Raw genomic sequence first — 23153 nt, 5'->3', positions numbered from 1 at the left:
ACTGCCGGACCGTACTGGTACCCACCGACAATCGCTCGGATGGGGACGAGGGCACCCGAACGTGTCAGGGACAATGGCGGGGTGGAGAGACCTCAGTTGATCGCGTCCGATGTCGACGGCACCCTGCTCGGCCCCTCCGAATCGCTCAGCGCCCGCACCATCGCGACCGTCCGCCGGGCGATCGAGGCGGGCGTCCCGTTCGTGCTGGCCAGCGGCCGTCCGCCGCGCTGGATCGCACCCGTGGCGAAGCCCCTGGACCTGACCGGGTACGCGGTGTGCGCGAACGGCGCCGTCCTGTACGACTGCGGCCGCGAGGAGGTCGTCGCGGTGCACGGGCTGCTGCAGCCCGAGCTGCTCCACGACATCGGGCACGCGCTCGACAAGGCCGTCCCCGGCTGCCGGCTGGCCGCCGAGCGCGTCAGCACCGACGCCGACCACGAGATGCGCAGCTTCGTGATCGAGCCGAAGTACCACAACCCGTGGGGCGACGGCGAAGGCCGCACGGCGCCGCGCGCCGAGGTGCTCGGCCACCCGGCGATCAAGCTGCTGGTCAGCCACATCGGGATGTCGTCGGAGGAGATGGCGGACGCGGTCAACGCGCTGTTCGACCGCGAAGTCGACGTCACCTACTCGTCGTCGGGCGGGCTGGTGGAGCTGTCCGCGCACGGCATCACGAAGGCGACCGGCCTGGCCGACGTCGCCGAGCGGCTGGGCGTCGCGCAGGAGGGGGTGATCGCCTTCGGCGACATGCCCAACGACGTCGAGATGCTGCGGTGGGCCGGCCACGGCGTCGCGATGGAGAACGGGCACCCGCGGGCGCAGTCGGTGGCCGACGAGATCACCGGCCCGGCCGGTGAGGACGGCGTCGCGCAGGTCCTCGAGCGCTGGTTCTAGCGCCGGTCGAGCTCGGCCGCCTCGGCCGGGGTCGGCGCGGTCCCGCCCAGGTGGGCGGGCAGCCACCAGCGTTCCTCGTCGGAGGCGGGCTGGTCGGGGTAGCCGGCCTGGGCCCGGTCGAGCAGCGCGCTCATCCGGGTGCGCAGCTCCTTCGTCACGACGTCCCAGTCGTCGCCCTTGGCCGGGTGCATCGGCTCGCCGATGAGGATCGAGACCGGCACGTGCCGCCGGGTCAGATCCTTCGGGCGGCCCTTCGTCCAGAGGCGCTGGGTGCCCCACAGCGCCATCGGCACGACCGGGACGTTCGCCGCCGCGGCCATCCGGACGGCGCCCGACTTGATCTCCTTGACGGTGAACGACCGGCTGATCGTCGCCTCCGGGAAGACGCCGACGACCTCGCCGGCCTGCAGCTTCCCGAGCGCCTCGCGGTAGGACGCCAGCCCGGCCGAGCGGTCGACGGAGATGTGGTGCATCCCGCGCATCAGCGGCCCGGCGATCTTGTTGTCGAAGATCTCCTTCTTCGCCATGAACCGCGTCAGCCGCTTGGCCGGGCGCGCGCCGAGGCCGCAGAAGATGAAGTCCAGGTAGCTGACGTGGTTGCAGGCGATGACCGCACCGCCCTGGCGCGGGATGTGCTCCGCGCCCTCGATCGTGATGCGGTTGTCCAGTACCCGGAACATCGTCCGGGCCGCCGCGATCACGGGCGGGTACACGAGGTCAGCCATCGCGCCAGGTTACGGGACCGTAGGTTCTTGGCGGCTGTTCAGCGGTGAAGGCCACAAACCGGGCGAAGCTCACGCCGAACGAACGACCACTAGGCTTTCGGCGTGGGGACAGTGATCGAATCGCCTGTACGACGAGCCGGCCACCGAGTCGCGGTGTACCTGGGCCTGGCCACGGTGACCCTGCTCAACCTCATCTCCTACGCCCCCGTGCAGCCGAACGCGCACGAGAAGGCGTGGGGCGACGCCGCCGAGTACTACGCGATGTCGGTGCAGACCGGCGCCCAGGTCGACAACCCGTTCGCCTTGCGGATGCTCAGCCCCTGGCTCGTCCACACCGTCAACCGGTTCACCGGCATCTCCCTCGACTCCGTGTGGCTGGCGTTCACCTTCGCGCTGGTCCTCGCCGCGGCGATCGTCTTCTTCGAGTTCCTCTGGGTCCGCCTGGACCTGCGGCTGTACACCTCGGCGCTCGCCGCGACCGCGCTGGCCTGCACGTTCTGGTACGCGCCGTACGCGTTCAGCAACCCGTACCTGGTCGACCCGCTGAACAACCTGCTCTACCTGGTCGCGCTGTGGCTCCTGTTCGACCGGCGGCTGATCTGGTTCGCGCTGGTGATCGTCGTCGGCACGATCAACAAGGAGACGACGCTGCTGCTCGCGCCGCTGTACCCGCTGGCGGCGTGGTCGCGGTCGCGGTCGCTGCGCGACAAGCAGGTCATCGGCGGGCTCGTCGCCGTCGTGGTCGCGGGCGGGCTGTACTTCGCGTTCCGGCTGTGGGCCCAGTCGCTGATCGGCGGCGACTACGGCTTCGGGGCCGGGCAGGCCAACAGCGGCCTGCTGAGCAACATCCGCTTCGCCCTGTCTTCGAACAAGGGCGTCGACCAGGCGGCCCTGTACAGCACGTTCGGCTTCTTCTGGCTGATCTTCGCCTACGGCCTCTACCGCGAGTACCGACGGCAGGGCACCCGGAGCCTGCTGCTCGTGTCCGGCGTCTGGCTGGGGCTGTGCTGCCTGGCCGGGCGGATGGTCGCCACGGACACCCAGCGCGTCTTCGTGATGCTCGCACCGCTGGTCATCGGGCTGGTCGCCGTCGTGCTCGACCGGCACCACGGCGAAGCCCGGCGCATCTGGGTCGGCGTGGTGTTCTTCCTGTACTTCGCGGTGAACTACAAGCTGGCGTCGTCGTCGACGATCTTCCTGGTCGGCTTGGCCGGGCTGCTCGTCTTCGTGCTGCTCGAGGTGCCGCCGTTCTGGCCGAAGCCGCCGGCGAAGCGGGTTGGGCAACACGATGTCGACGGCCCGCCGACCGAGGAGTTCCTGCCCCACCGGGGCTCGCTCGACCGCGACTGAGGCAGCGCCGCCAGCACGAGGGCCAGCAGGATCGTGAAGAGTGCGACGGACTGGTGCTTGACGCCCTCGATGCCGTCGCCGAGGGCCGCGGCGCCGAACTGCGTCAGCGACACGGCGAACAGGAACGCCAGCACGACCCCCAGCGCGCCACGACGCTGCGTCCATGCTCTGACCAGCACGAACAGCCAGATCGGCACCAGCGCGAACAGGCCGAGCGGGCTGAGCAGGCCGGTCAGCCACGACACCACCGGCACCCGGTACTCCTGCGCGTGCGGCGCGAAGCCCGCCTCCTGGTCGAAGCTGCCGAGGTAGTCCGGGCGGGCGGTGAGCTGGTCGGTCGCGGCCCGGTTCAGCACCTCCAGGGTCCGGCCGGGGTGGCTCGCGAAGTACGCGACGACGTTCTCGCGGGTCATCTGCCCGCGGTAGCGCTGGTACAGCGGGTCCGTGGTCGCCGGATGCGGGTGCCACCAGCCGTTGCCCGCGTACTGCGCGAACGACGGCGGCAGCCCGAGCTCGGCCAGGTCGGCCTGGGTGTCGTGCTCCCCGTCGACGATGTTCAGAAAGATCGAGTTGAACACGTTGATCTCGCGCGAGTCGTCGCCCGGGAACTCGCTGTACGTGCCGTCGGGCGCCCGGGCGGGTTCGACGCTCTGCTGCGCGAGCAGCGTGACGCCGCCGAGAGCGCCGACGACCAGCACCGCCGCCGCCCACCGCTTCGGCCCGCGCAGCGCGCCCGGCCGGACCAGGAACACCGCGAGCGCGAGGATCGGGAAGATCGTCAGCGTCTGGACCTTGGCGTTGACCGCGAGCACGCCGCCGGCGAACGTCACCGCCATCCCCGCGTAGCTCCACCGGCCCTCGCGCGCGGTCAGCAGCAGACCGCCGGCGATCAGCAGCAGGCCCAGGAAGGCGGCGCCTTCGCCGAGTATCGCGGCGAAGTACCCGAAGAACGCCGAGTCGGCGACGACCAGCAGCAATCCGGCCGCCGCGGCCAGCCGGACGCGGCGGGAGCACGGCAGGCCGAGCACGATCGCGGCGATCGCCGCCGCGGCGACGAGGCTGCTCAGCAGGCCCAGCACGACCAGGCTGAGCGTGCCGGGCAGGCCGATCAGCCTGCCGATCCGCACGGCCAGGTCCGCGAGCCAGCTCTGCGTGAGCAGGTAGGTCGGCCGGCACGGCGGCACGCCGGGCGCGGGCGTGTACGCGAGGTGGACGAAGGCCTCCGGCAGGCCCTTCCAGGTGATCCCGGCGCCGCAGAGCACGCGGCCGCCGTCGCCGTTGTTGGACATCGCGACCGGGCGCGGCACCAGGAACCGCAGCACGAACAGCGCGAACGACGTCCCGAAGACCCCGATCCCGAGCTTCGCTTCGGCACCCAGCCGGCGTTTCGGGACCTCGAGCTTCACGAAGGACAGGGTACGTAGCGGAAGTCCGGGCCCTTGTCGAGGTCCGTGACCACCGACTTCGCCTGCTCCGCGCGCGGGTACACCGAGACCCAGTAGGGCGTGCCGACGCGGCGGAACGTGGCGACCTCGTACTTGCCGGCGTAGACCGGGTCGATCGCGCAGTGCTGGCGGTCGGCGTAGCCGCCGTCGGCGGGCACGGCGACGGTCGGGCGGCGGCCGTTGACGACGTAGTCGTAGTCGGTCGCGATGCCGCCGTCGTAGCGTCCCTCGCGGGCGATGTGGTCGTCGGTGCGGCCGAGGACGTCGATGATGAGCAGCTGCCCGCCGTGGGCCGCGAGCGCGCCGGGCGCGGAGCCGCTGACGACCGACCCGGGCGGCAGGTACCGGCCGAGCCAGCCGCCGATCTCGCTCAGCTCGGTGCCGTGCGCGCGCCAGTCGCGCACGCGGTCGAGCATGTCGGGGCTGAACACCGAGACGAGCACCGCGATGCCGGCGAGCCCGCAGGCGGTCACCGGGACGAGCCGGGTCGCGGCGGGCCACGCCCTCGGCCGCGGCGACGGCTTCGTGCCGGCGTCGACGGTGAGCACGCCGTACGCGCTGACGGCCGCCACGGCGATCAGCGGCGGAACGGGGGCCAGCAGCCGCCACGACGGCCCGGGGTCGCCGCCGATCAGCACCGCGGCGGTGGCGACGACGGCCGCGATCGCGAACAGCAGCCAGATCAAGGCGCGCGCCTCGACGGGTTCGCTGCGACGCAGCAGCAACGCCACCGCCGCGACCAGGCCGAGCAGCAGGAAACCCTGGTGCGCCAAGGCGAACCCGGACAGGTACGGCCAGCCGGCGGCGACCTGCGAGCCGAACGGCCCGCCGAGCTTCACGGCCAGCGGCGCGGGGACGAAGTGCTGGTAGAACGTCGCGCGCCAGGCGAGCCGCGGGATCAGGAACACGAGCGCGCCGAGGACGTAGCCCACCGGCGCCCACCAGCTGTGCTTCTTCTTCAGCGCGGCACCGGCCAGCCAGAGACCGCCCAGCACGGCGACCACCAGCCCCTCCGGGCTCGTCATCACGCAGAACGCGGCGAGCACGCCGGCGACCACCGGGCGGCGCGCCGCGAGCGAGTAGCAGACGGCGAGGAGGAGCAGCACGAACAGCGGGACCTCGGAGCCGGACGGCCCGTAGACGGCGAGGCCGCCGGCGCTCGCGGTGAGCACCGCCGCGGCGACGCCGATCGCCGGCCGCGGCTCGGGGTCGGCCGCCGCGACGATCCGGTTCACCAGGAGGTAGGCCACGAGCACGCACCCGAGCGCGGAGAGGACGCCGAACGCGACGGCGGCGGTCTGCACGTCGACGCCGAACGCGGCCCGCGGCAGGGCGATGAGAATAAGCCACAGGAAGTTCGTGTATCCCTCGACGCGTTCACCGGGGTTGAAGACCGGGCCGTTTCCGTCGGCGATGTTCTGCGCGTAGCGAAATGAAACGAGCGCGTCCTCGGTGATGGTCGCGAACAGCAGCTGGTGCAGCAGCGAAAGGCCGAGGGTCAGGGTGAGGACGAAACCGCGCCAGCCGCGGTCGGTGTCGAGCCGCGTCCAGGTCAGAACCACGATCGTGGCGAGGACCAGCCACGCCACCACGACCGCGTAGACCACCCGGCCCCCTTGTGAAGATCGCTCCGCCCGGCGTCAGTCAAGCAGGGAAACGCACGCGTCAATATAACCCGTTCGTGTATCGCGAAGGGACATTCGTGAATCGTCCCGATCGGACTGCTCACCCCGCGGCGGCCGACTGATCGTTGTCGGCTTAGTCTCCAGCGTGCTCTCCGTCTGCGTTGCCATTGTCGTCATCGCCGTCCCGGGCCTCCTGACGGGACTCGCCGCGGGAGTGCGCGGCTGGGCCCTGGCCGGCTTGGCGCCGCTGCTGAGCTACGCCATCGGCGGACTGACCGGGCCGTGGACGGCGGCGGTGGGATGGTCGTTCACGCCGGTGACCTACGCGGTTTCGACCGTCGTGTTCGTCGCGATCGCCTACGGCGTCCGGAAACTGACCGTCCGGCGCTGGGCACCCGAGCCGGAACCGGGGTTGTGGGACCGCCGCGGGCACCTCGCGGTGGGCGCGTGCCTGCTGTTCGGGGCGGCGGTGGGCGGCTACGCGACGCTGCGCGGCCTGGGCCACATCGGCGCGCTGCCGCAGGGGTTCGACGCGGTGTACCACGGGAACGCCGTCCGCTACATCGCCGACACCGGCGACGGCAGCCTGTTCGGCACGGGTCACGTGAACTGGTACGGCGACGCGGCGCCGGTGTTCTACCCCAACGCCTACCACCTGCTGGCGGCGGTGACGAACCGCCTGAGCGGGGCGTCGATCCCGGCGACGCTGGACGCGAACACCCTGCTGCTGCCGGGTTTGCTGGCGTTGTCCCTGGTGACGCTGGTCCGCGAGTTCCGCGGCCGTGCGGTGCTGGCGGGCGCGGTGGCACTGACGGCGGTGGCGCCGGTGATGGGCGTCTACGAGTCGATGGACCGCGGGCCGCTGCTGCCGTTCGCGCTGGGCGTGACGCTGACCCCGCTGGCGGCGGTGGCGTTGCGGCGGTACCTGGAGCGCGTCGCGCCGGACACGGGGTTCGTGCTGCTGCTGGCGGCGGTGGGCTTGCTGTGCATCCATTCGTCGACGTTGTTCGGCGGGATCCTGTTCGCCGGCCCGATGCTGGTCCAGCGCTGGCTCGAGGACTGGCGCCGGACCGCCCGCGACCTCCTGGCGCTGCTGCCGATCGCGGTGGTGTCGTTCCTGGTGGCGTGGCTGCAGCTGTTCGGGGCGTTGGGCCTGGCGACGAGCGACCTCCCGTACTACGGCTGGCCGAGCGAGTGGCGCGCGTCGACGGCGCTGGGGGCGTTGCTGGGGTTCCAGCACTTCGAGGCGCACCCGCAGGTGTGGCTGTCGGTGGCGCTGTTCCTGGGGATCGTGTTCTTCGCGCGGGCGGGAGCGTTGCGCTGGATCGGCTTGACGGCGGGGGTGACGGGCCTGGCGTACATGGCGGTGGCGTCGTCGAACGCCCCGCTGGTGATGGCGTTGTCCCGGCCGTGGTGGGACGACCCGTACCGGTTCTTCTCGATGGCGGCGATCCCGTTGTGCGTGCTGGCCGCCCACGGGTTGGCCTCGACCCAGGCGTGGTTGCGCGAGCGGCTGCCCGCCCGCGTGCCGGCGGTGGCCGTCGCGGTGGTGGTTCTGCTGGGTTTCACGGTGCTGACGAACGGCTTGTACTTCCGGTCGAACGGCGCCCGCGTGTACACGGGCTACCAGGCCGCGGACCCGTCGAAGCTGCACGTGACGCCAGGCGAGGAAACGGCGATGGAGGAGCTGGGCAAGCTGGCCGCCCCGGGCGAGTGGGCGATGAACGACCGCTTCGACGGGACGGCGTGGACGTACGCGCTGTCCGGCGTCCGCACGGTGGCGGCGCACTACGACCAGACATCACCGCCTTCGGACGCCGTATTGCTGGCTCAGCGTTTCCGGGATTACCGGACCGACCCTGCGGTGCGGGCGGCGGTCCAGCGGCTGAATGTCCATTGGGTGATCCTGGGTGACCCGGTGGCGGCTCCGGAACCGCCTTATCAGCCCGGGTTGATCGGGCTGGCCGAAGAGCCGTTCTTGAAGGAAGTCTGGCGCAATTCGGACGCGGTGATCTACCGGCTGGTCGCCTGAAGCGGCGCGGGCAGCCGGAGTTGTCCACATGTGCGTAACGGCTGTGGACAACTTGGGGACAGCGGGTGGACAACCCGCTCAGGCGGGAGTGACCGCCGGGCTGGTCGAGCGGGCCGCTACCGCTGCCAGGCCCGCCGTCAGCAGGTCGGCCACCGTGAACATCACCCGGGACGCCACCGCGAACGCCGTTGCCTGGCCGACCGTCAAGCCGCTTGCCGTCAGGACCGCTACCTGGGCCACCTCGCGGACGCCCACTCCGCTCGGGAGGATGAAGGCGAACGTCCCCACCGTCATGGCCACCGCCATCGCGCCCACGCAGAGGACGAAACCGCTGAAACCGGGCGTTCCGACCGAGTTCGCCAGGAGCCACAGGTGGATCCCCTGCAGGCACCACGCCGCCGTCGAGGAGCCGAAGACCTTGCCCACCACGCGCCAGCTCAGGGGATGGACCAGTGGGGGGCGGCGCAGCAGCTTCAGCACCAGGGACGTGCCCCACGTCAGGATCTTCGGGTGGAGCATCGCCAGGCCGACCGGGATCAGGACGAACAGCCACAGCGCGCGGGGGCTGTTGCTGAACACCGCCGGCGCCGCCAGGAGGGACACCACCAGGGCCGACACCACGCCCACGCCCAGCTGGATCAGCGAGCCCGTGAAGATCCGGGCGCGGGCGAGACCCGCTTTGCGGCCCAGCTCCATCTGCAGCAGGTACGCCCAGACCGACCCCGGTACGTACTTGCCGAGCGAGCCGACCAGGCAGATCTGGGCTCCCCTGGCGTAGCCGATCGGCTTGCCCAGGTCGTCGACCATCACCTGCCAGCCCCAGGTCGACACCATGATCGCCGCGACCAGGGCCGCCAGGCTGAGCAGCGACGACTGCCACGCGACGTCGTGCAGGGTGCGCCAGAACTCGCCCCAGTTGGAGGCCAGCTGCTTCGCCGCGAAGCCGATGACCAGCAGGATCGCGACCCATCTGACGACGTCGAGGATCTTCGCCTTGGCGGACTTCGGCGGCTTGCCCGCGGCAGGCAAGTCCTCAACTGTCGTCATCGACGGTCTCCTCAGGTCTGAGGCTTATTCGGGTTAGGCCGCCGCGGGCCGCTCGCACGGTGCTGATCACCGCAGAAGTCATGCGGCGGCCGACGGCTGAATAAGCCTCACTGCACCGTGACCAGGCGGCTGAATTCGGCCAGCAGATCGTAACCGTCCCACACCGCGGAGAACGTCAGGGCCGAGCCGAACGGCACTATCCGGTCGACACCGCGGCCCGCCAGCTCGTGCGCGAACGCCGTCAGCTCTTCGGCTGTGAAGCCGAACTGGCCGACCGTCTGGTCCTTGCGGAGGACGATCGGCACCAGGTCGGACAAAGTGGACACCCGCGCGTTCGCGAACGTGCCCGCGCCGAGCCATTCGCGGGGCAGGACCGCCGGGTCCGCGAGCTCCAAGGTGGCCAGCCCGTTGCCGTCGAACGCGATCTCCTTGACCAGCCCGTCGACCGCCGCGCCGTACGCCGAGACGCGCTTCTGGACCGCCATCGCCGGCTCGGTGACGTGCTGTTTCGTCGCCAGGACCGCCGCCAGCAGTGTGCGGAACTCCTGGCCCGCGGCCTGCGCACCCGCGGCGTCACCAACCCAGAACACCGCACGCGGGGACGAGCAGGCGGCCTGGTCGAACCAGTACGAGTCGTTGTAGAAGCCTTCGGCGGCCGCGCGACGCTCCGCCTCGGACGCCCGCTGCCAGCCCGCCACCGACGCGATGGCGAACGACGAGCGGTCCGGGAACGTCAGGTCACGCGCGTGCGGCGCCAGCGGGTACTTGCGCAGCGCCGCGACCGAGCCGTCGCCGCCCCAGATGACGCGCAGGTCGGCGGCCAGGGACAGGGCGCCGCTCACCTCGTCGCTGCGGTCGTAGGTCACCATGCGCTGGGTCGCCGTGATGGCCGCCGCCACCGAAGGGTCCACTTCGGACAGTGCGGCGTTCAGCGCCTCCAGCACCGCTTCGGCGGCACCCGCGGAGCGCGACGACACCCGCACGACGTTGTGGTTGCCCGCCAGCGCGGACAGCGCCCACGAGTAGACGAAGATCGTGTCGACGTTCGCCGGCGGCACGTGGAACACGAGCCCGCGCGGGAACCGCAACGCGCCGCCCGTGGTGTCCAAAGTGGACAACGCCTTGGCGATCTCGCCCTTGCGCAGGAAGAAGCCGAGCGACGCCAGCTCCGGGAACCGGCGCGCGGTGGCCGGGGCCAGCAGCTTGCGGGCGAACTTCGTGACGAACTCGACGACGCGCGGGTCGCCGACGCGCAGCCGGCCACCCGGCGGCTCGGCGCGCAGCTCGGAAACCAAGTCGCCGACCGAAACAGCTTCCGACAAGGGGAAACGCTGGGTCAGAACGCTCATGCCGCCGCTCCTGAGAACGTGTCCGAGCAGCCGCGGGCCTCGGCCTTGGGCAGCCGGCCGAGCACGGAGAAGTGCTTGCCCGGCCAGTCGCCGTCGTCGATCCCGTTGTAGACGCCGAGGTCCTCGGTCAGCAGCACGTGGCCCGGGTACGACCGCGGCAGCGTCGAGACGACCTCGATGACGCCCGGCTTCCCGACCGGCTGCTCTTCCCACGTCTCCGGATCGCGGATCACGACGTCGGCGAAGTCCGGGCAGTACAGCGAGTTCCCGGACGGGCCTTCGAGGAAGACCGTGCCGATCTGCTCGATCATCCCGTAGTAGTTGTGGATCCGGGTGAGCCCGGTGTCCTCCTTGAAGCGCCGTCGGAACTCGGTGTTGTCGACCGCGCGATCGATCAGCTTCTTCCAGCCACCGGAGTGGATGAGGATGCCGTTCGACAGGTCGAGACCGTTGTCCCGCGCGACCTCGTACAGGTACTGCCACACCATGAACGTGAAGCCGAAGATCAGGAACGGCTTGCCGCCGTACTCGGCGAGGAACTTCTTGACGGCCTCGACGTCCGGCCGGTCGTTCTCGTCGAGCACGTACGTGTGCTTGCGGCCGAAGTTCGCCATGCCCAGCACCCCCGCGCCGCGCGCGGAGAACGAGCGGCGGTTCTTGATGATGCCGATCGTGTCGACCATCAGCATCGGCAGCCGCTCCCCGCCGAGGACCTCCTGCAGGGTCGCGCCGAGCTGCTTGGTCTGCGCGCCCGCCGCCTCCTTGTCCAGGTAGATCCGCGACGCGCCCGCGCCGGTGGTGCCGGACGACGTGAGGGTCTTGAACACCTCGCTGTCCGGCACCGACTTCAGGTCGTGCGTCTTGAACATCCGCACCGGCAGCCACGGCAGGTCCGCGATCGTGGCGAAGTCGGCGTTCGGCGCGATTCCCAGCGACGACAGGATCCGCTCGTAGCCTTCGGAGTTCGCCCGGTGGTGGGCCGTCAGGTCGACGAGTTCGGGCAGCAGCAAGGCCTCCCGGTCAGCCTGCGACCGAGTGAACACGCTCATACCTTCGCCTCCAAGGACCGGTAGTCGATCTTTCCGCTGGCCAGCAGCGGCACGGTGTCGATCGGGCGGACGTCGAACCCGCTGACGTGCAGGTGCAGCCGCTCGGACAGCGCCCGCGACGCGTCCTTGCAGATGTCCTTGTCGACGCCCTCGGCGAACAGCACCACCTTGTCGCCGGCGGGCACCGCGGCCACCACGTCGATCCCCACCGCCGCCGCGCGGGCGGCGTTTTCGAGGTCGTCGAGGCTGACGCGGTTGCCGAACACCTTGCCGATGCGCTTGAGCCGCCCGGTGATGAACAGGTACCCCTCTTCGTCGAGGTAGCCGAGGTCACCGGTGGCGAGCACGCCGGCGTATTCGTCGCCCTTGGCCAGGCCGGACTCGTCGTCCGCGTAACCCAGCATCACATTGGGCCCACGGTAGACGACCTCACCGACAATTTTCGGGTGCGTGGTCTCCGACCCGTCGTCGCGACGGACGGAGAACTTCCCGCCCGGCAGCGCCGGCCCGGCGGAACCGAGCTTTTCGGCCAGTCTTTCCGCGGGCACCGTGGTCATCCGCGGCGCGGCCTCGGTCTGGCCGTACATGACGTACATCCGGCCGTCGACGGCCAGCATCTTGTCGTTGAACTCGGCGATCAGCTCGTCGCGCAGCTTCCCGCCGGCCTGCGTCAGCGTGCGCAGCGTCGGGTACTTCGCGGGGTCGAACTTGAGCCGCCGCAGCATTTCGTAGTGGTACGGGACACCCGAGAGGGACGTCACACCGTACGTCGTCACCGCGTCCCAGAAGCCGCGGCCGAGCACGCCGGACGGCTCGATCACGACGGTCGCGTCGCGCACCAGGTGCGAGTTCAGCACCGAGAGCCCGTAGCTGTAGTGCAGCGGCAGGCAGGTGGGCGCGACCTCGTCGGCGTCGATGTCGAGCACCTGCGCGATGGCGTCGGCGTTGGCCAGGATCGCCTGCCGCGAGAGCCGGACGAGCTTGGGGTTGCCGGTCGACCCACTGGTCGGGAGCAGCACGGCGAGGTCGGGGTGCGGCGTCACACCGTCAGCCGACGAGCGGACCCAGTCCGACCCCTGCGCGGTGTACCCGTCGGGCGCGTCCCCCGAAGCCGACAGCACGGCCGCCGGCCGGAAGCGCGAGACCAGCCCGGCCAGCACGTCGGCGTCCAGCGCCGGGTCGATCAGCGCGATCGCCCGGCCGGACTCGAACGCGCCCAGGTAGGTCAGCACGCTCGGCAGGTCGACCGACATCCGCGCGAACACGACGCCGACCGGCAACGCGGCCAGCTCTTCCATCCGCTTGCCGACCTCGGCCGACAGTTCCGCGCCCGCCAGCGTGCGGCCCCCGGCCACGTCCACCAGCCGAGCTCCCGCACCCAGCAAAGTCACAGCACCAAGCCTCCGTCGACGCCCAGCACCTGTCCGGTGACGAAGGAAGCTTCATCACTCACCAGGAACCGGATCGCGTTCGCCACGTCTTCCGCCCGGCCGAGCCGCCCGAGCGGCGTCTTGCCGGCGTTCTCCGCCTTCGCGTCCTCGCTCAGGCCCGCGGTCAGGTCGGTCTCGATCACGCCCGGCGCGACCGCGTTGACGCGGATGCCGGACCGGCCGAGTTCCTTCGCCGCGGACTTCGCGATGTTCGCCACCGCCGCCTTCGACGCCGCGTACACCGTCTGACCAGCGCTTCCGTACTCGCCGACGATCGAGGCGAGCACGACGATCGAGCCGGTCTTCTTGCGCATCATCGCCCGGGCCGCGGCCTGGACGGTGTGCAGCGTGCCGGCGACGTTCGTGCTCAGCGTCGTGTCGACGAGCTCCTCGCGGATCATCCCGAGGAGCGCGTCCTCCATGATCCCGGCGTTCGCGACGACGATGTCGAGCTTGCCGTGCTCCTTCGCGACACCTCTGACCAGCGAAGACACGGCCTTCGCGTCGGTGACGTCGAGCGCGAGCCCGGCCGCCGCGCCGGCCGCCGAAGCCGCTTCTTTCGCGCGGGCCTCGTCGCGGCCGGTGAGCACCACCGTCGCGCCCGCATCGACCAAAGCGCGCACGGTGGCCAAGCCGATCCCCCGCGTCCCGCCGGTGACGAGCGCGACGCGACCGGACAGATCAGTCATTCTTCGCCTGCAGCTCGGTCACCATGTCCACGGCGACCTTGAAGCTCGACATGTCGATGACCTGGTCGGTGTCGAACTCGACGTCGAACTCGTCCTCGATGGCCGCGACCAGCGCCATGTGGCCGACCGAGTCCCACGCCTCGAGGTCGCGGTACTTCAGGTTCTCGACGTCCACGTCAGCGTCGAGGTCCAGCGCCTCGACGAAGACCTCGCGCAGCTTGGGGGCAACCGACATAGCCATGACTCCTAGTGCTCTTCGCGCGGGCGGGCGTCCCACGCCTTTACCAAGGTAGAGAGGTCGCCGGGCAGGGTGGCGTCCGGGAGACCTTCCTTGCCCTTCAGCCACGGCCCCAGCGCCTCGATCGTCGCCTCGTCGACGCCGCGGCGCGACAGGCCGACGACGTTGATGCCGGTGACGCGGGCCGGGTTGCCGACGGCGATGGTGAACGCGCCGATCTCGCGCCGCACCGCCGAGCCCATCCCGATCATCGCGCCCGGGCCGACCACGACCTTCTGGTGCAGGATCGCGCCCATGCCGAGGTTGGCGCCGTCCCAGATGTGGCAGTGCCCGCCGGTGACGGCGTTGGACGCGATCGTCACGCCGTCGCCGACCAGGCAGTCGTGCGCGATGTGGGAGTTGCGCAGGAAGTAGCCGTCGCTGCCGATCGTCGTCGTCCGCCAGGTCCCTTGGTGGACACTCACGTACTCGCGGATCCGGTTGCGGCTGCCGATGACGACGCCGTGGCCGTCGTGATCCGGGTCACCGATCGGCGTCTCGTCCCAGGCCGCCGGGTGGGGGCGGCCGCGGTCCTCGCCGGGCGTGCCGATCGTCACGTGCGGGCCGATCCAGTTGCCGTCACCGATCCGGGCCGGCCCGACGATCACGGCGAACGGCCCGATCACGTTGCCGTCGCCGAGTTCGACGCCTTCGCCGAGGACGGCGGTCGGGTGGATGCGGTTGGCCACGGGCGGGTATCCGTTCGTCGGCGGCTGGGTACTGGGCGTGCTACCGCGCCCGGTAACGTGAGGCCCGCGTTCATGCAGGGCGGCCGGGCGCAGAACCGGCGGCTCACTGTACCGGACGCGCCGAAATCGCCTTCCGAGAGAGACTGCCCATGATCCCCATCACTGTGGTCGACGTCCGCGACGCGGAGGACCTCGTCGTCGAGGTGCTGCGCTCCGGCGCCATCGCACAGGGACCGATGGTCAAGCGCTTCGAAGACGCCTTCGCGGCCGTCTCCGGCACGAAGCACGCGATCGCCGTCAACAACGGGACGACCGCCCTGGTCGCCTCGCTCCAGGTGCTCGACCTGAAGCCGGGTGACGAGGTCATCACCTCGCCGTTCACCTTCGTGGCGACGCTGAACGCGATCCTCGAAGCCGGCGCGACCGTCCGCTTCGCCGACATCCGGCGCGACGACTTCGCGATCGACACCGACGCCGTGGCGAAGGTGGTGACCGACCGCACGAAGGTGCTCATGCCGGTGCACCTCTACGGCCAGACCGCGGACATGGGCAAGCTCGCCCCGCTGGCCGCCGAGCACGGCCTCCAGGTCATCGAGGACTCCGCGCAGGCCGTCGGCGCGTCGTTCGAGGGCAAGCAGGCCGGCTCGTTCGGCATCGGCTGCTTCTCGCTGTACGCGACGAAGAACATCACGACCGCCGAGGGCGGCGTCATCACGACGGACGACGACGCGCTGGCCGACAAGCTGCGCGTGCTGCGCAACCAGGGCATGCGCGCCCGCTACCAGTACGAGGTCGCCGGGCACAACTACCGGATGACCGACCTGCACGCGGCGGTCGGCATCCCGCAGCTGGCGAAGCTCGACCAGCTGACCGCGGCCCGCCAGGCGAACGCGAAGCGGCTGTCGGAGGGTCTCGCGGGCACTCCCGGCCTGGACGTCCCGCAGGTGCTGCCGGGCCGCGAGCACGTGTGGCACCAGTACACCGTGCTGGTCGGGCCGCACGCGTTCCTCTCGCGTGACGAGCTGGCCGCGGCGCTCACCGAGCGCGGTATCGGCAACGGCATCTACTACCCCAAGATCGTCTTCGACTACGACTGCTACGCGGGTCACGACCTGATCCCGGGCGCGCGCGTCGAGGACTTCCCGGTGGCGCAGGCGGTTGCCGCGCAAGCGCTTTCGCTGCCGGTGCACCCGCACCTGACCGAGTCCGACCTGGACACCATCATCGAAACCGTTCGCGAGGTACTGGGCGCATGACGCATCGGATCGCTCTTGTCGGTACCGGGAACATGGGTTCCCTCCACGCTCGCGTGCTCGCCGGGAACGAACGCGTGGACCTCGTCCGCGTGATCGATCCGCGCGAGGAAGCGGGCAAGGCCGTCGCCGAGCGGTACGAGACGAAGTGGACGCCCGAGCTCGGCTCACTGTCCGATGTGGACGCCGTCGTGCTGGCTTCGGCCACCGAGGTGCACTACGACCTCGCGCAGGAGATCCTCGGCCAGGGCAAGCCGATGCTGGTCGAAAAGCCGGTGTGCAACAGCTTCGAGAAGTCGCAGGAGATCGTCGCGCTGTCGAAGAAGCAGGGCGTCGCGCTGATGTGCGGGCTGCTCGAGCGCTACAACCCGGCGGTCATGACCGCGCGGGCGCTGGTGCAGGAGCCGATCCACCTGATGGCCCGCCGCCACGGCCCGTACGCGCCCCGGATCAAGACCGGCGTCGCATGGGACCTGCTGGTGCACGACGTCGACCTGGCGATCCAGTTCTTCGGCGGCGCGACGCCGGCGCGGGTGACGTCCGGCGCGGGGTACTTCCACCCGCAGTCGGTCGACGGCGCCGAGGACACCATCGAGACGGTGCTGTCGTTCCCGACCGGCCTGGCCACGGTTTCCGCGTCCCGCTTGGGGCAGAAGAAGGTCCGGTCGCTGGTCGTGTCGGAGCTCGACCGGCTGATCGAGATCGACCTGCTCCGCCGCGACGTCACCATCTACCGGCACATCTCGCACGACTCCGTCACCCCGGACGGCCTCGGCTACCGGCAGCAGACGGTCATCGAGATCCCCGAGCTGATCACGGCGCGCGAGCCGCTCGCCTCGCAGCTGGACCGGTTCTGCGACCTGCTGGAGGGCAAGGTCGACGCCGACACCGAGCGCGACCTGATCCTGCCGTCGCACCACGTCGTCGAGCAGGTACTGACGCAGGCCGCGGCCTAGCTCACCGGCACCGGGAACGCGGCCGGGCTCCGGAGTCCGCCGGGGCCCACCGCGCGGACGGCGAAGAAGACGTTGTCCTTCGACAGGTCGATCTTCGCCGTCAGCGCCGGGCCGACGTCGAGCGCACGCGTCCAGTCCGGCGCCGTCGTCTCGCGCCAGAGGACTTCGTAGCCGGCCGCGCCCGGCGTCGCGTTCCACAGCAGTTCCGAATCGTTCGTCAGCGCCGCCGTGCGGATCTTCACGCCCTTCGGGGTGCCCGGCGCCGTCGCGAGCGACCACAGGGCGGCGCCGTTCACCCGGGCGACCCGGGCGATGAACGGGAAGTCGCAGAACTCCGGCAGGTCGCCGTACTGGACGCCGTTCTCCACGCGGACGTCCTGGTGCTGGTGCGCGAAGTCCTCGGCGGGCTCGGTGAACCGCGCCGCCGGGTAGCCCTGCTCCAGGAAGCCGATGTGGTCGCCGCCGCGCAGGTAGCGGTCGCGGCGGTAGATCACGCGGACCGTCATGCCGGTCGCGTCGTTCTCCGCCACCGACTTCACGAACCGGGCCAGCTGCCGCGGCGGTGAGTCGTTCTCGCCCCCGATGCTGCGCCGCAGGTTCGCCTCGGCCGGCGTCTCCGCGGTCGGGACGCCCTCGGCGAACAGCCGGATCGTCGTCGGGTCGCGCGTGCCGTCGTCGGCGCGGCTGGAGCCGACGATGTCGTCGGTGAACATCGCCTGGACGTCCGTGCCGGCGGCCTTGAACTGCTGCGCGAGGTACCGCGCGCCGTAGAGGCCCTGCTCCTCGCCCGCCACGGCGGCGAAGACGATCGTCGCGGCCGGCTGCCGGGTCGCGAAGACCCGCGCGAGCTCCAGCGAGACCGCGACGCCCGAAGCGTCGTCGTCGGCTCCCGGCGCGTCGCCGGTGAAGTCCATGACGTCGGTGCGGCGCGAGTCGTAGTGCCCGGAGACGACGTACACGCGGCCGGGATCGGTGGACCCGCGCAGCGTCGCGACGACGTTCGTGATCTTCGTCGGCACCGGGATCCGGTCGGCGGGCGGCTGGACGTACGACTGCAGCTCGACGGTCATCCGGCCGCCGGACGCGGCCGCGACCTGCTGGAACTGCGCGAACAGCCAGTCACGCGCGGCGCCGATGCCGCGCACCGGGTCGTCCTGGGCGGACAGCGTGTGCCGGGTGCCGAACGCGGCCAGCCGCCGCACGGTCGCCTCGATCCGGCGCTCGTCGACCTGCCGCAGCAACGCTCGCAGGTCCACGCCGGGGCGCTGCGGCCGGACGGGAACGCCTGGGCACCCGGGGGACGCGGCCGCCGCCGGAACCCCCACCGCGGACACCACCACCGAAGTCGCCGATGCGGCGAGGAACGCTCGTCGAGAGGTCACGGATCCGGTCTTACGCCCGCGCGGGGCCGCCGTGTACCGCCGACCGGACGCGCGGCTACTTGGTGAGCCGCTTGCCTCCGCCGTCGTAGGCGATCAGCGGGGTCAGGGACGCGGAGTCCGGCACCGCGACGGGGTCGAACCAGAAGAAGACCACGTTCGGGTCCTCGGTCCACTTGGCCAGGGTGGCCTCGACGGTCTTGCCGTGGACGGTCGTCGTGATCCGCGTCGCCGGGCCGGCGAAGTAGCCGAAGACCGGGATGAGCTGGTCCTGGAGGACCTCGCCGCCGTCGGTGGCGTGGAAGCCGAACGACCGGTCGGAGCCGCGGACCTCGTTCGTGGCCAGCGCGGCCTGCAGCGCGGTACCGGAGCGGAAGCCGGCGACCAGGCCGAAGTGGATGCCCGGCAGTGCCTGCGGCTCGTCGATGGCCCGCGCGAAGAACACGATCTCGCCTGCCTTCGTCAGGATCCCGGTGCCGACGACGTCGCCGAGCGGCGGCCGTTCGGACGGCCCGGTGGTCGAGGCGGGCACGGACAACGTCGGCGGGGCAGGCGGCTGCGCGACCGGCGCCGGGGCGGGCTGCCGCAGCTGGACGGCGAACACGAACACCAGCACGACGACGGCCGCGGCGGCGAGCCCGGCGGTGGTCGTCAGTGCACGGCGGCGACGCCGGAGGCGCGTGCCGCCGGCCATGATCGCCGCCAGGTCGGGCTCGGCGAAGGGTTCGGCGGGCGGCTGCCGGAGGGCGGCGCGGAAGTCGTCGAGGTCGTTCATCGCCCGCTCCCTCCGATCAGCGTGTCCTCGCCGGCCTCGATGCGCAGCTTGGCCAGCGCGCGCGAGTTGGTGCTCTTCACGGTACCCAGCGAAACGCCGAGCTCACGGGCCACGTCGGCTTCGGGCAGGTCGAAGAAGTGGCGGAGCACGACGACGGCGCGTTCGCGGGCGGTCAGCGTCCGCAGCACCGCGGTGAGCCACGCGCGCTGGGTGACGGCCTTGTCGACGTCGAGCCGGTCCGGCTGGTCGGGCATCGCCTCGGTGGCGTACTCGCGGATCGGGCGCCGCCAGCCGTCGATGACGTGGTTCATCAGGACGGTGCGGGCGTAGCCGTAGGCGTCCTTGTGCCGGACTCGCGACCAGGCCGCGTACGTGCGCGTGAAGGCGGTCTGCGCGGCGTCTTCCGCCTGGTGGCGGTCACCGGTGAGCAGGTAGGCGGCGTGGGTGAGCCGGGCCGAGGAGGCGCGCACGAAGTCCGCGAACTCGTCGTCGCCGCGCGCCATGGGTCACCTCGATCCGTCTCTCCCCAGCGACGGCCGGGCCGCGGAAAGGTTGCTCTCAACCTTTCCGAGCGTACGCCCGTCGTTCCTCCGGACGATCTTGTCGCCGAGGGAGGAAACGCATGAGAAAACGCCTCGTCATCGCCGGTACCGCCGTCGCCGCGTGCGGCGCGCTGGCCGTGTCCGGCGTGCTGACCAGCGCGAACGCCGCGCCTGCGACGCCGGTCGCGCCCGCCGCCCTCGCTGCCGCGCCGGTACCGCCGGCCCGCGCCGCCGCGCCCGAGCACGAGGTGCTGGGTGACGTGATCCCGTCGGGCATCGGCGACCTGGTCTTCTACGGCGTCAAGCTGCGGGAATCGCGGCTGCCGCAGACGACGTTCGGCATCATGGCGGGCGTTCGTGACGCGTCGGGGCTGAAGGACCTGGTCGTCGCGAACGAGACGTCGGGCTCCGACAAGGCGCCGGGCTTCCACTCGGTGACCGGCGGCATGAACGCCGACGGCCACGACGTTCCCGGCTTCGGTTACTACGTCGGCCCGGCCGCGAAGATCACCAGCTCGGTGGGTGTCGCGCACCAAGCTCGCTGGAGCGCGGACCCGAACGTGGTCGTGTTCTGGTTCGACCTGGGCACGCCCGACCCGGCGCGGCTGAAGGCCTACGACGCGGCCGGCAACAAGCTGCCCGGCGGCACCACGGACGTCGGCCACGGCTGAAACGTTGCGTAACCGCAATCCTGCGCTCGGTTACCGCGGGCTAGATTGTCTTGCGAGCGCTTCATCGGGGGAATCTTCGCCGCCGCATGCCTGCTGACCTGCGTCACAGCGCACCGGGGCGGTTCCACGACGGCGGCGCCGGCGACCACGTCGGCGCCGCCGTCATCCACTTCGGGGAGCGGGCCGAAGCCGGGAACCGGTCTACTCGGAGAAGTCACCGGAGGGCGCGCCCCAGCCGGGAGCCTGACCGCGTTCCTCGGCGATCTCCCGGCGGCGCGCGTTCTCCGCGCGGACCCGGTCCACTTCGGACTGGATGTACTCCTCGTCGTACCGCTGGAACACGCGCGCCGGGTTGCCCGCCACCAGCGTCCGCGGCGGGACGTCCTTCGCCACCACCGAGTTCGGCTGCACCGTGGCGAAGTCGCCGATCGTCACGCCGGCCATGATCACCACCAGGCCGCCGATGAAGCAGCCCTTGCCGATCTTCACCGGCTTGCGCTCGATCAGGTCGCTGCCCGAATGGTTCTGCAGCGTCATGTTCGCGAGCCAGCTCGAGTGCGTGAAGATCAGCGTGTTCAGCCCGATGCTGGTGTGCTCGCCGATCTCCAGGCCGCCGCTCGCGTCGAGCGCCGCGCCCTCCCCGACCCAGCAGTGGTCGCCCATCGTGAGGTTCTCGGGGCTGATGATCTTGACTCGCTCACGCACCCGGCACGTCGACGGGAGCCCGTAGAACTGGGCCCGCTCGGCGTCGTTCATGTACTGCGAGACGAGCTCGGTCAGGATCTGCGGGCGCAGCCGGTGGCTGCGCTCGTCATCGAAGAACATCCGCTTCCGACACCAGTTTCTCGAACGTACGGAGGTGTTCCTCGGCGACGACGTCGAGGCCGAAGTTCGACCGGACCATCTCGCTCTCGCGCTGCGCGATCAGGGCCCGGCGATCCGGGTCGTCGAGCAGCTCGATCACCGTGCGCGCCACGGCCTCCGCGTCGTCCGGGCGCACCAGCAGCACGTTCTCGCCGTTGCGCAGCTCGATACCGGGGTAGTTGTCCTCGGTGACCGATGCGATCGTCGCCGTGCCGGACAGCATCGCCTCGAGCGACGCCGTGCCGCAGCCGCCGTTGAGGTCGTGCGTGACGATGTCCGCCGCCGCGAAGTACGCCGGGACGTCCGCCTTCGGCACCGCGCCCGTGACCACCAGCGCGTCCGAGACGCCCAGTTCCGCGGCGCGCTTCAGGAACGCGTCGTGGTAGACGCGGCCGACGACCAGCACGCGGACGCTCGGGTGCTTGTCCAAAATGGACGGCAGCGCCTCGATGAGCGGCAGCCGGTTGCGCAGCGGGATGACGTGCCCGAGCGAGACGATCAGCGGCGCGTCACCGATCTCGTGCTCCGCGCGGACGTCCTTCGTCACCGGCTTCGCGAAGTGGCCGGTGTCGACCGCGATCGGGAAGTACTCCGAGTTCGCGTCGCTGGTGCCGTAGCGCTCGACGCAGTAGTCGACCCCGAGCTTGTCGAGGATGACGTAGCGAGGCCGGATGTAGCGCAGAATCGGCTTCACGAGCACCGCGTCGAGCATCCGGAACACGCTGCCGTACAGCTTGTTGTCGCTGATCAGGAGCGTGTGGATGGTCAGCAGCACCGGGATGTTCCGTCGCCGCGCGTAGATGCCAGCCAGCCACGACAGGTCGAAGAACTGGCCGTGCAGGTGGATCGCGTCCGGCTTGAACTCGTCCAGCAGCTTCCACAGCCGCCGCCAGTTGCCCGGCCGCGGCGACGCGAAGCTCATGTCGAAGTCGATCGACAGCCCGACCTGCGGCATCTTCACCGCCGCGAGGCGCACGACGCGGTAGCCGTCGCGCTCCTCGTCGGCCGGGGCGTCGGCGTAGGCCGCCGTGATGGCCAGGACTTCGTGCCCGGCCTCGACGAACTGCGCCGCCAGCGACGCCGACATGTGCGCGCTCCCGCCCACCCGGGGCGGGAAGAAGTTGTTCACCACCGCGATGCGCATCGCACGTCCTCGGGCAGGGCCCGCGGTGGCACTCACTCTGAGTCCTCGACCAGCTGCCGCATGCCTTCTTCGACAGTGATCCGCGGCTCCCAGCCGAGCACCTCGCGGGCGCGGGTGATGTCGGCGGCGCGCCGCGAGACCAGCACGTCACGCTCGTTGAACAGCGGCTCGACGTCGACGCCGACGGCCTCGATGAGGATCTTCGCCAGCGCCGCGATCGACGTGTCGATGCCGGTGCCGATGTTGATCGGCAGGTTCGCCCGCTCCGACTCCAGCGCGGCGACGACCGCGCGCGCGAGGTCCCAGACGTGCACGAAGTCCATCGACTGGTCGCCGCGGCCGTCGATGATCGGCGGCTGGCCGGCGCGCAGGCGCTGGATGAAGTGGTTGATCACCGACGTGTAGTAGGCCTCGATCTTCTGGCCGGGGCCGTACACGTTGAAGAACCGCAGCGCGTTCCAGGACAGGCCCTTCTGGCGCTCGTAGAAACCGAGCAGGTCCTCGCCGGCGCGCTTCGAGATGCAGTACGGCGTGAGCGGCTTGAGCTCGTCGTCCTCGTGCATCGGCAGGCGCTTCGGCTCGCCGTAGACCGACGCGGTCGAGGCGAACACCAGGCGCTCGACGCCCTCGTCGGCGGCCGCGGCGAACACGTTGTGGTTGCCGATCATGTTGATGTCGATCGACTCGTGCGGGTCGGCGATCGACTTGTTGATCGACACCGTCGCGAAGTGGATGACGTGCGTGCAGCCGCGCATGGCCTCACGCACCGCACCGCCGTAGCGGACGTCCTTCTCGACGAGCTCGACCTTGCCGGTGGCGACGAACTCGTTGACGCGGGCGCGGTCGCCGCGGGTCATGTTGTCGAAGATCCGCACCGTGTAGCCGCCCTCGATGAGCAGCGGGATGACGTGCGCGGCGATGAACCCACCTGCCCCGGTGAAGAGCACCTTCTTGTCGGACACCAATTT

Annotated in this window: 21 protein-coding genes; 5 read left to right on the top strand and 16 right to left on the bottom strand. The window is 70.7% G+C overall.

Annotation, left to right across the window (positions count from 1 at the left end):
- Positions 1–96 precede the first annotated feature (96 nt).
- Complete coding sequence (locus tag AA23TX_RS41915) at positions 97–894, top strand: HAD family hydrolase (RefSeq protein WP_155549417.1); 798 nt, start codon at positions 97–99, stop codon at positions 892–894.
- Here AA23TX_RS41915 and AA23TX_RS41910 read toward each other — a convergent pair.
- The 3 genes from AA23TX_RS41910 to AA23TX_RS41895 form a co-directional block, all read right to left on the bottom strand.
- On the bottom strand, positions 891–1619 hold the full coding sequence (locus tag AA23TX_RS41910) for a lysophospholipid acyltransferase family protein (protein WP_155548486.1): 729 nt from the start codon (positions 1617–1619) through the stop codon (positions 891–893). The two genes, AA23TX_RS41915 and AA23TX_RS41910, sit on opposite strands and share 4 nt — an antisense overlap.
- 1166 nt (positions 1620–2785) lie before the next feature.
- Complete coding sequence (gene wsfD, locus AA23TX_RS41900; RefSeq protein WP_230863045.1) at positions 2786–4375, bottom strand: glycan biosynthesis hexose transferase WsfD; 1590 nt, start codon at positions 4373–4375, stop codon at positions 2786–2788.
- Complete coding sequence (locus tag AA23TX_RS41895; protein ID WP_155548484.1) at positions 4372–6021, bottom strand: DUF8728 domain-containing protein; 1650 nt, start codon at positions 6019–6021, stop codon at positions 4372–4374. The genes wsfD and AA23TX_RS41895 overlap by 4 nt, the downstream gene beginning before the upstream one ends.
- A gap of 163 nt (positions 6022–6184) precedes the next feature.
- Between AA23TX_RS41895 and AA23TX_RS41890 the strand changes: the two genes are divergently transcribed.
- The gene (locus tag AA23TX_RS41890; RefSeq protein ID WP_196425828.1) at positions 6185–8071 is read left to right on the top strand and encodes a DUF6541 family protein; all 1887 of its coding nucleotides are present in this window, start codon (positions 6185–6187) and stop codon (positions 8069–8071) included.
- Between the two features lie 78 nt (positions 8072–8149).
- On the opposite strand, the gene AA23TX_RS41885 is transcribed toward AA23TX_RS41890, so the two are convergent.
- The 7 genes from AA23TX_RS41885 to AA23TX_RS41855 form a co-directional block, all read right to left on the bottom strand.
- Entirely contained in the window at positions 8150–9118 is a 969-nt protein-coding gene (locus AA23TX_RS41885; RefSeq protein ID WP_155548483.1) for a lysylphosphatidylglycerol synthase transmembrane domain-containing protein, read from the bottom strand.
- 107 nt (positions 9119–9225) lie between these two features.
- A complete protein-coding gene (locus AA23TX_RS41880) occupies positions 9226–10467 on the bottom strand; it encodes an acyl-CoA reductase (protein ID WP_155548482.1) in 1242 nt (413 codons plus the stop codon).
- Positions 10464–11516 carry a LuxE/PaaK family acyltransferase gene (locus AA23TX_RS41875; protein ID WP_155548481.1) on the bottom strand — a complete coding sequence of 351 codons (1053 nt, stop codon included), beginning with the start codon at positions 11514–11516 and terminating at the stop codon, positions 10464–10466. Before AA23TX_RS41875 ends, AA23TX_RS41880 begins: the two co-directional genes overlap by 4 nt.
- Positions 11513–12907, bottom strand: coding sequence for an AMP-binding protein (locus tag AA23TX_RS41870; protein ID WP_155548480.1), 1395 nt, complete (start codon positions 12905–12907; stop codon positions 11513–11515). The genes AA23TX_RS41875 and AA23TX_RS41870 overlap by 4 nt, the downstream gene beginning before the upstream one ends.
- Entirely contained in the window at positions 12904–13635 is a 732-nt protein-coding gene (locus tag AA23TX_RS41865) for an SDR family NAD(P)-dependent oxidoreductase (RefSeq protein WP_155548479.1), read from the bottom strand. Before AA23TX_RS41865 ends, AA23TX_RS41870 begins: the two co-directional genes overlap by 4 nt.
- Complete coding sequence (locus tag AA23TX_RS41860; RefSeq protein ID WP_196425827.1) at positions 13628–13870, bottom strand: acyl carrier protein; 243 nt, start codon at positions 13868–13870, stop codon at positions 13628–13630. The genes AA23TX_RS41865 and AA23TX_RS41860 overlap by 8 nt, the downstream gene beginning before the upstream one ends.
- Positions 13871–13881: 11 nt before the next feature.
- Positions 13882–14601, bottom strand: a complete 720-nt coding sequence (locus AA23TX_RS41855; RefSeq protein ID WP_155548477.1) for an acyl-ACP--UDP-N-acetylglucosamine O-acyltransferase family protein — start codon at positions 14599–14601, stop codon at positions 13882–13884.
- A gap of 149 nt (positions 14602–14750) precedes the next feature.
- Between AA23TX_RS41855 and AA23TX_RS41850 the strand changes: the two genes are divergently transcribed.
- Both AA23TX_RS41850 and AA23TX_RS41845 read left to right on the top strand, forming a co-directional pair.
- Entirely contained in the window at positions 14751–15857 is a 1107-nt protein-coding gene (locus tag AA23TX_RS41850) for a DegT/DnrJ/EryC1/StrS family aminotransferase (RefSeq protein ID WP_155548476.1), read from the top strand.
- The gene (locus AA23TX_RS41845) at positions 15854–16810 is read left to right on the top strand and encodes a Gfo/Idh/MocA family protein (RefSeq protein ID WP_155548475.1); all 957 of its coding nucleotides are present in this window, start codon (positions 15854–15856) and stop codon (positions 16808–16810) included. Before AA23TX_RS41850 ends, AA23TX_RS41845 begins: the two co-directional genes overlap by 4 nt.
- On the opposite strand, the gene AA23TX_RS41840 is transcribed toward AA23TX_RS41845, so the two are convergent.
- From AA23TX_RS41840 to AA23TX_RS41830, 3 genes are read right to left on the bottom strand one after another with little or no spacing between them, the layout of a single operon-like run.
- Entirely contained in the window at positions 16807–18192 is a 1386-nt protein-coding gene (locus tag AA23TX_RS41840; protein WP_155548474.1) for a M20/M25/M40 family metallo-hydrolase, read from the bottom strand. The genes AA23TX_RS41845 and AA23TX_RS41840 overlap by 4 nt on opposite strands.
- Before the next feature lie 55 nt (positions 18193–18247).
- Positions 18248–18964 carry a hypothetical protein gene (locus tag AA23TX_RS41835; RefSeq protein WP_155548473.1) on the bottom strand — a complete coding sequence of 239 codons (717 nt, stop codon included), beginning with the start codon at positions 18962–18964 and terminating at the stop codon, positions 18248–18250.
- Complete coding sequence (locus tag AA23TX_RS41830; RefSeq protein WP_155548472.1) at positions 18961–19467, bottom strand: SigE family RNA polymerase sigma factor; 507 nt, start codon at positions 19465–19467, stop codon at positions 18961–18963. Before AA23TX_RS41830 ends, AA23TX_RS41835 begins: the two co-directional genes overlap by 4 nt.
- Positions 19468–19586: 119 nt before the next feature.
- Between AA23TX_RS41830 and AA23TX_RS41825 the strand changes: the two genes are divergently transcribed.
- Positions 19587–20177, top strand: coding sequence for a hypothetical protein (locus AA23TX_RS41825; protein ID WP_155548471.1), 591 nt, complete (start codon positions 19587–19589; stop codon positions 20175–20177).
- A 201-nt stretch (positions 20178–20378) separates the two neighbouring features.
- Here AA23TX_RS41825 and AA23TX_RS41820 read toward each other — a convergent pair whose 3' ends face one another.
- The 3 genes from AA23TX_RS41820 to AA23TX_RS41810 are packed head-to-tail and all read right to left on the bottom strand — an operon-like array spanning position 20379 to position 23147.
- On the bottom strand, positions 20379–21002 hold the full coding sequence (locus AA23TX_RS41820; RefSeq protein ID WP_155548470.1) for an acyltransferase: 624 nt from the start codon (positions 21000–21002) through the stop codon (positions 20379–20381).
- Positions 20989–22185, bottom strand: coding sequence for a glycosyltransferase family 4 protein (locus AA23TX_RS41815; protein WP_155548469.1), 1197 nt, complete (start codon positions 22183–22185; stop codon positions 20989–20991). Before AA23TX_RS41815 ends, AA23TX_RS41820 begins: the two co-directional genes overlap by 14 nt.
- Positions 22186–22217: 32 nt before the next feature.
- Complete coding sequence (locus AA23TX_RS41810) at positions 22218–23147, bottom strand: NAD-dependent epimerase/dehydratase family protein (protein WP_155548468.1); 930 nt, start codon at positions 23145–23147, stop codon at positions 22218–22220.
- Between the last annotated feature and the right edge of the window lie 6 nt (positions 23148–23153).

The organism is Amycolatopsis camponoti (assembly GCF_902497555.1).
GTDB classification, from domain to species: domain Bacteria; phylum Actinomycetota; class Actinomycetes; order Mycobacteriales; family Pseudonocardiaceae; genus Amycolatopsis; species Amycolatopsis camponoti.
This window is presented reverse-complemented; position numbering and strand designations above follow the sequence as displayed.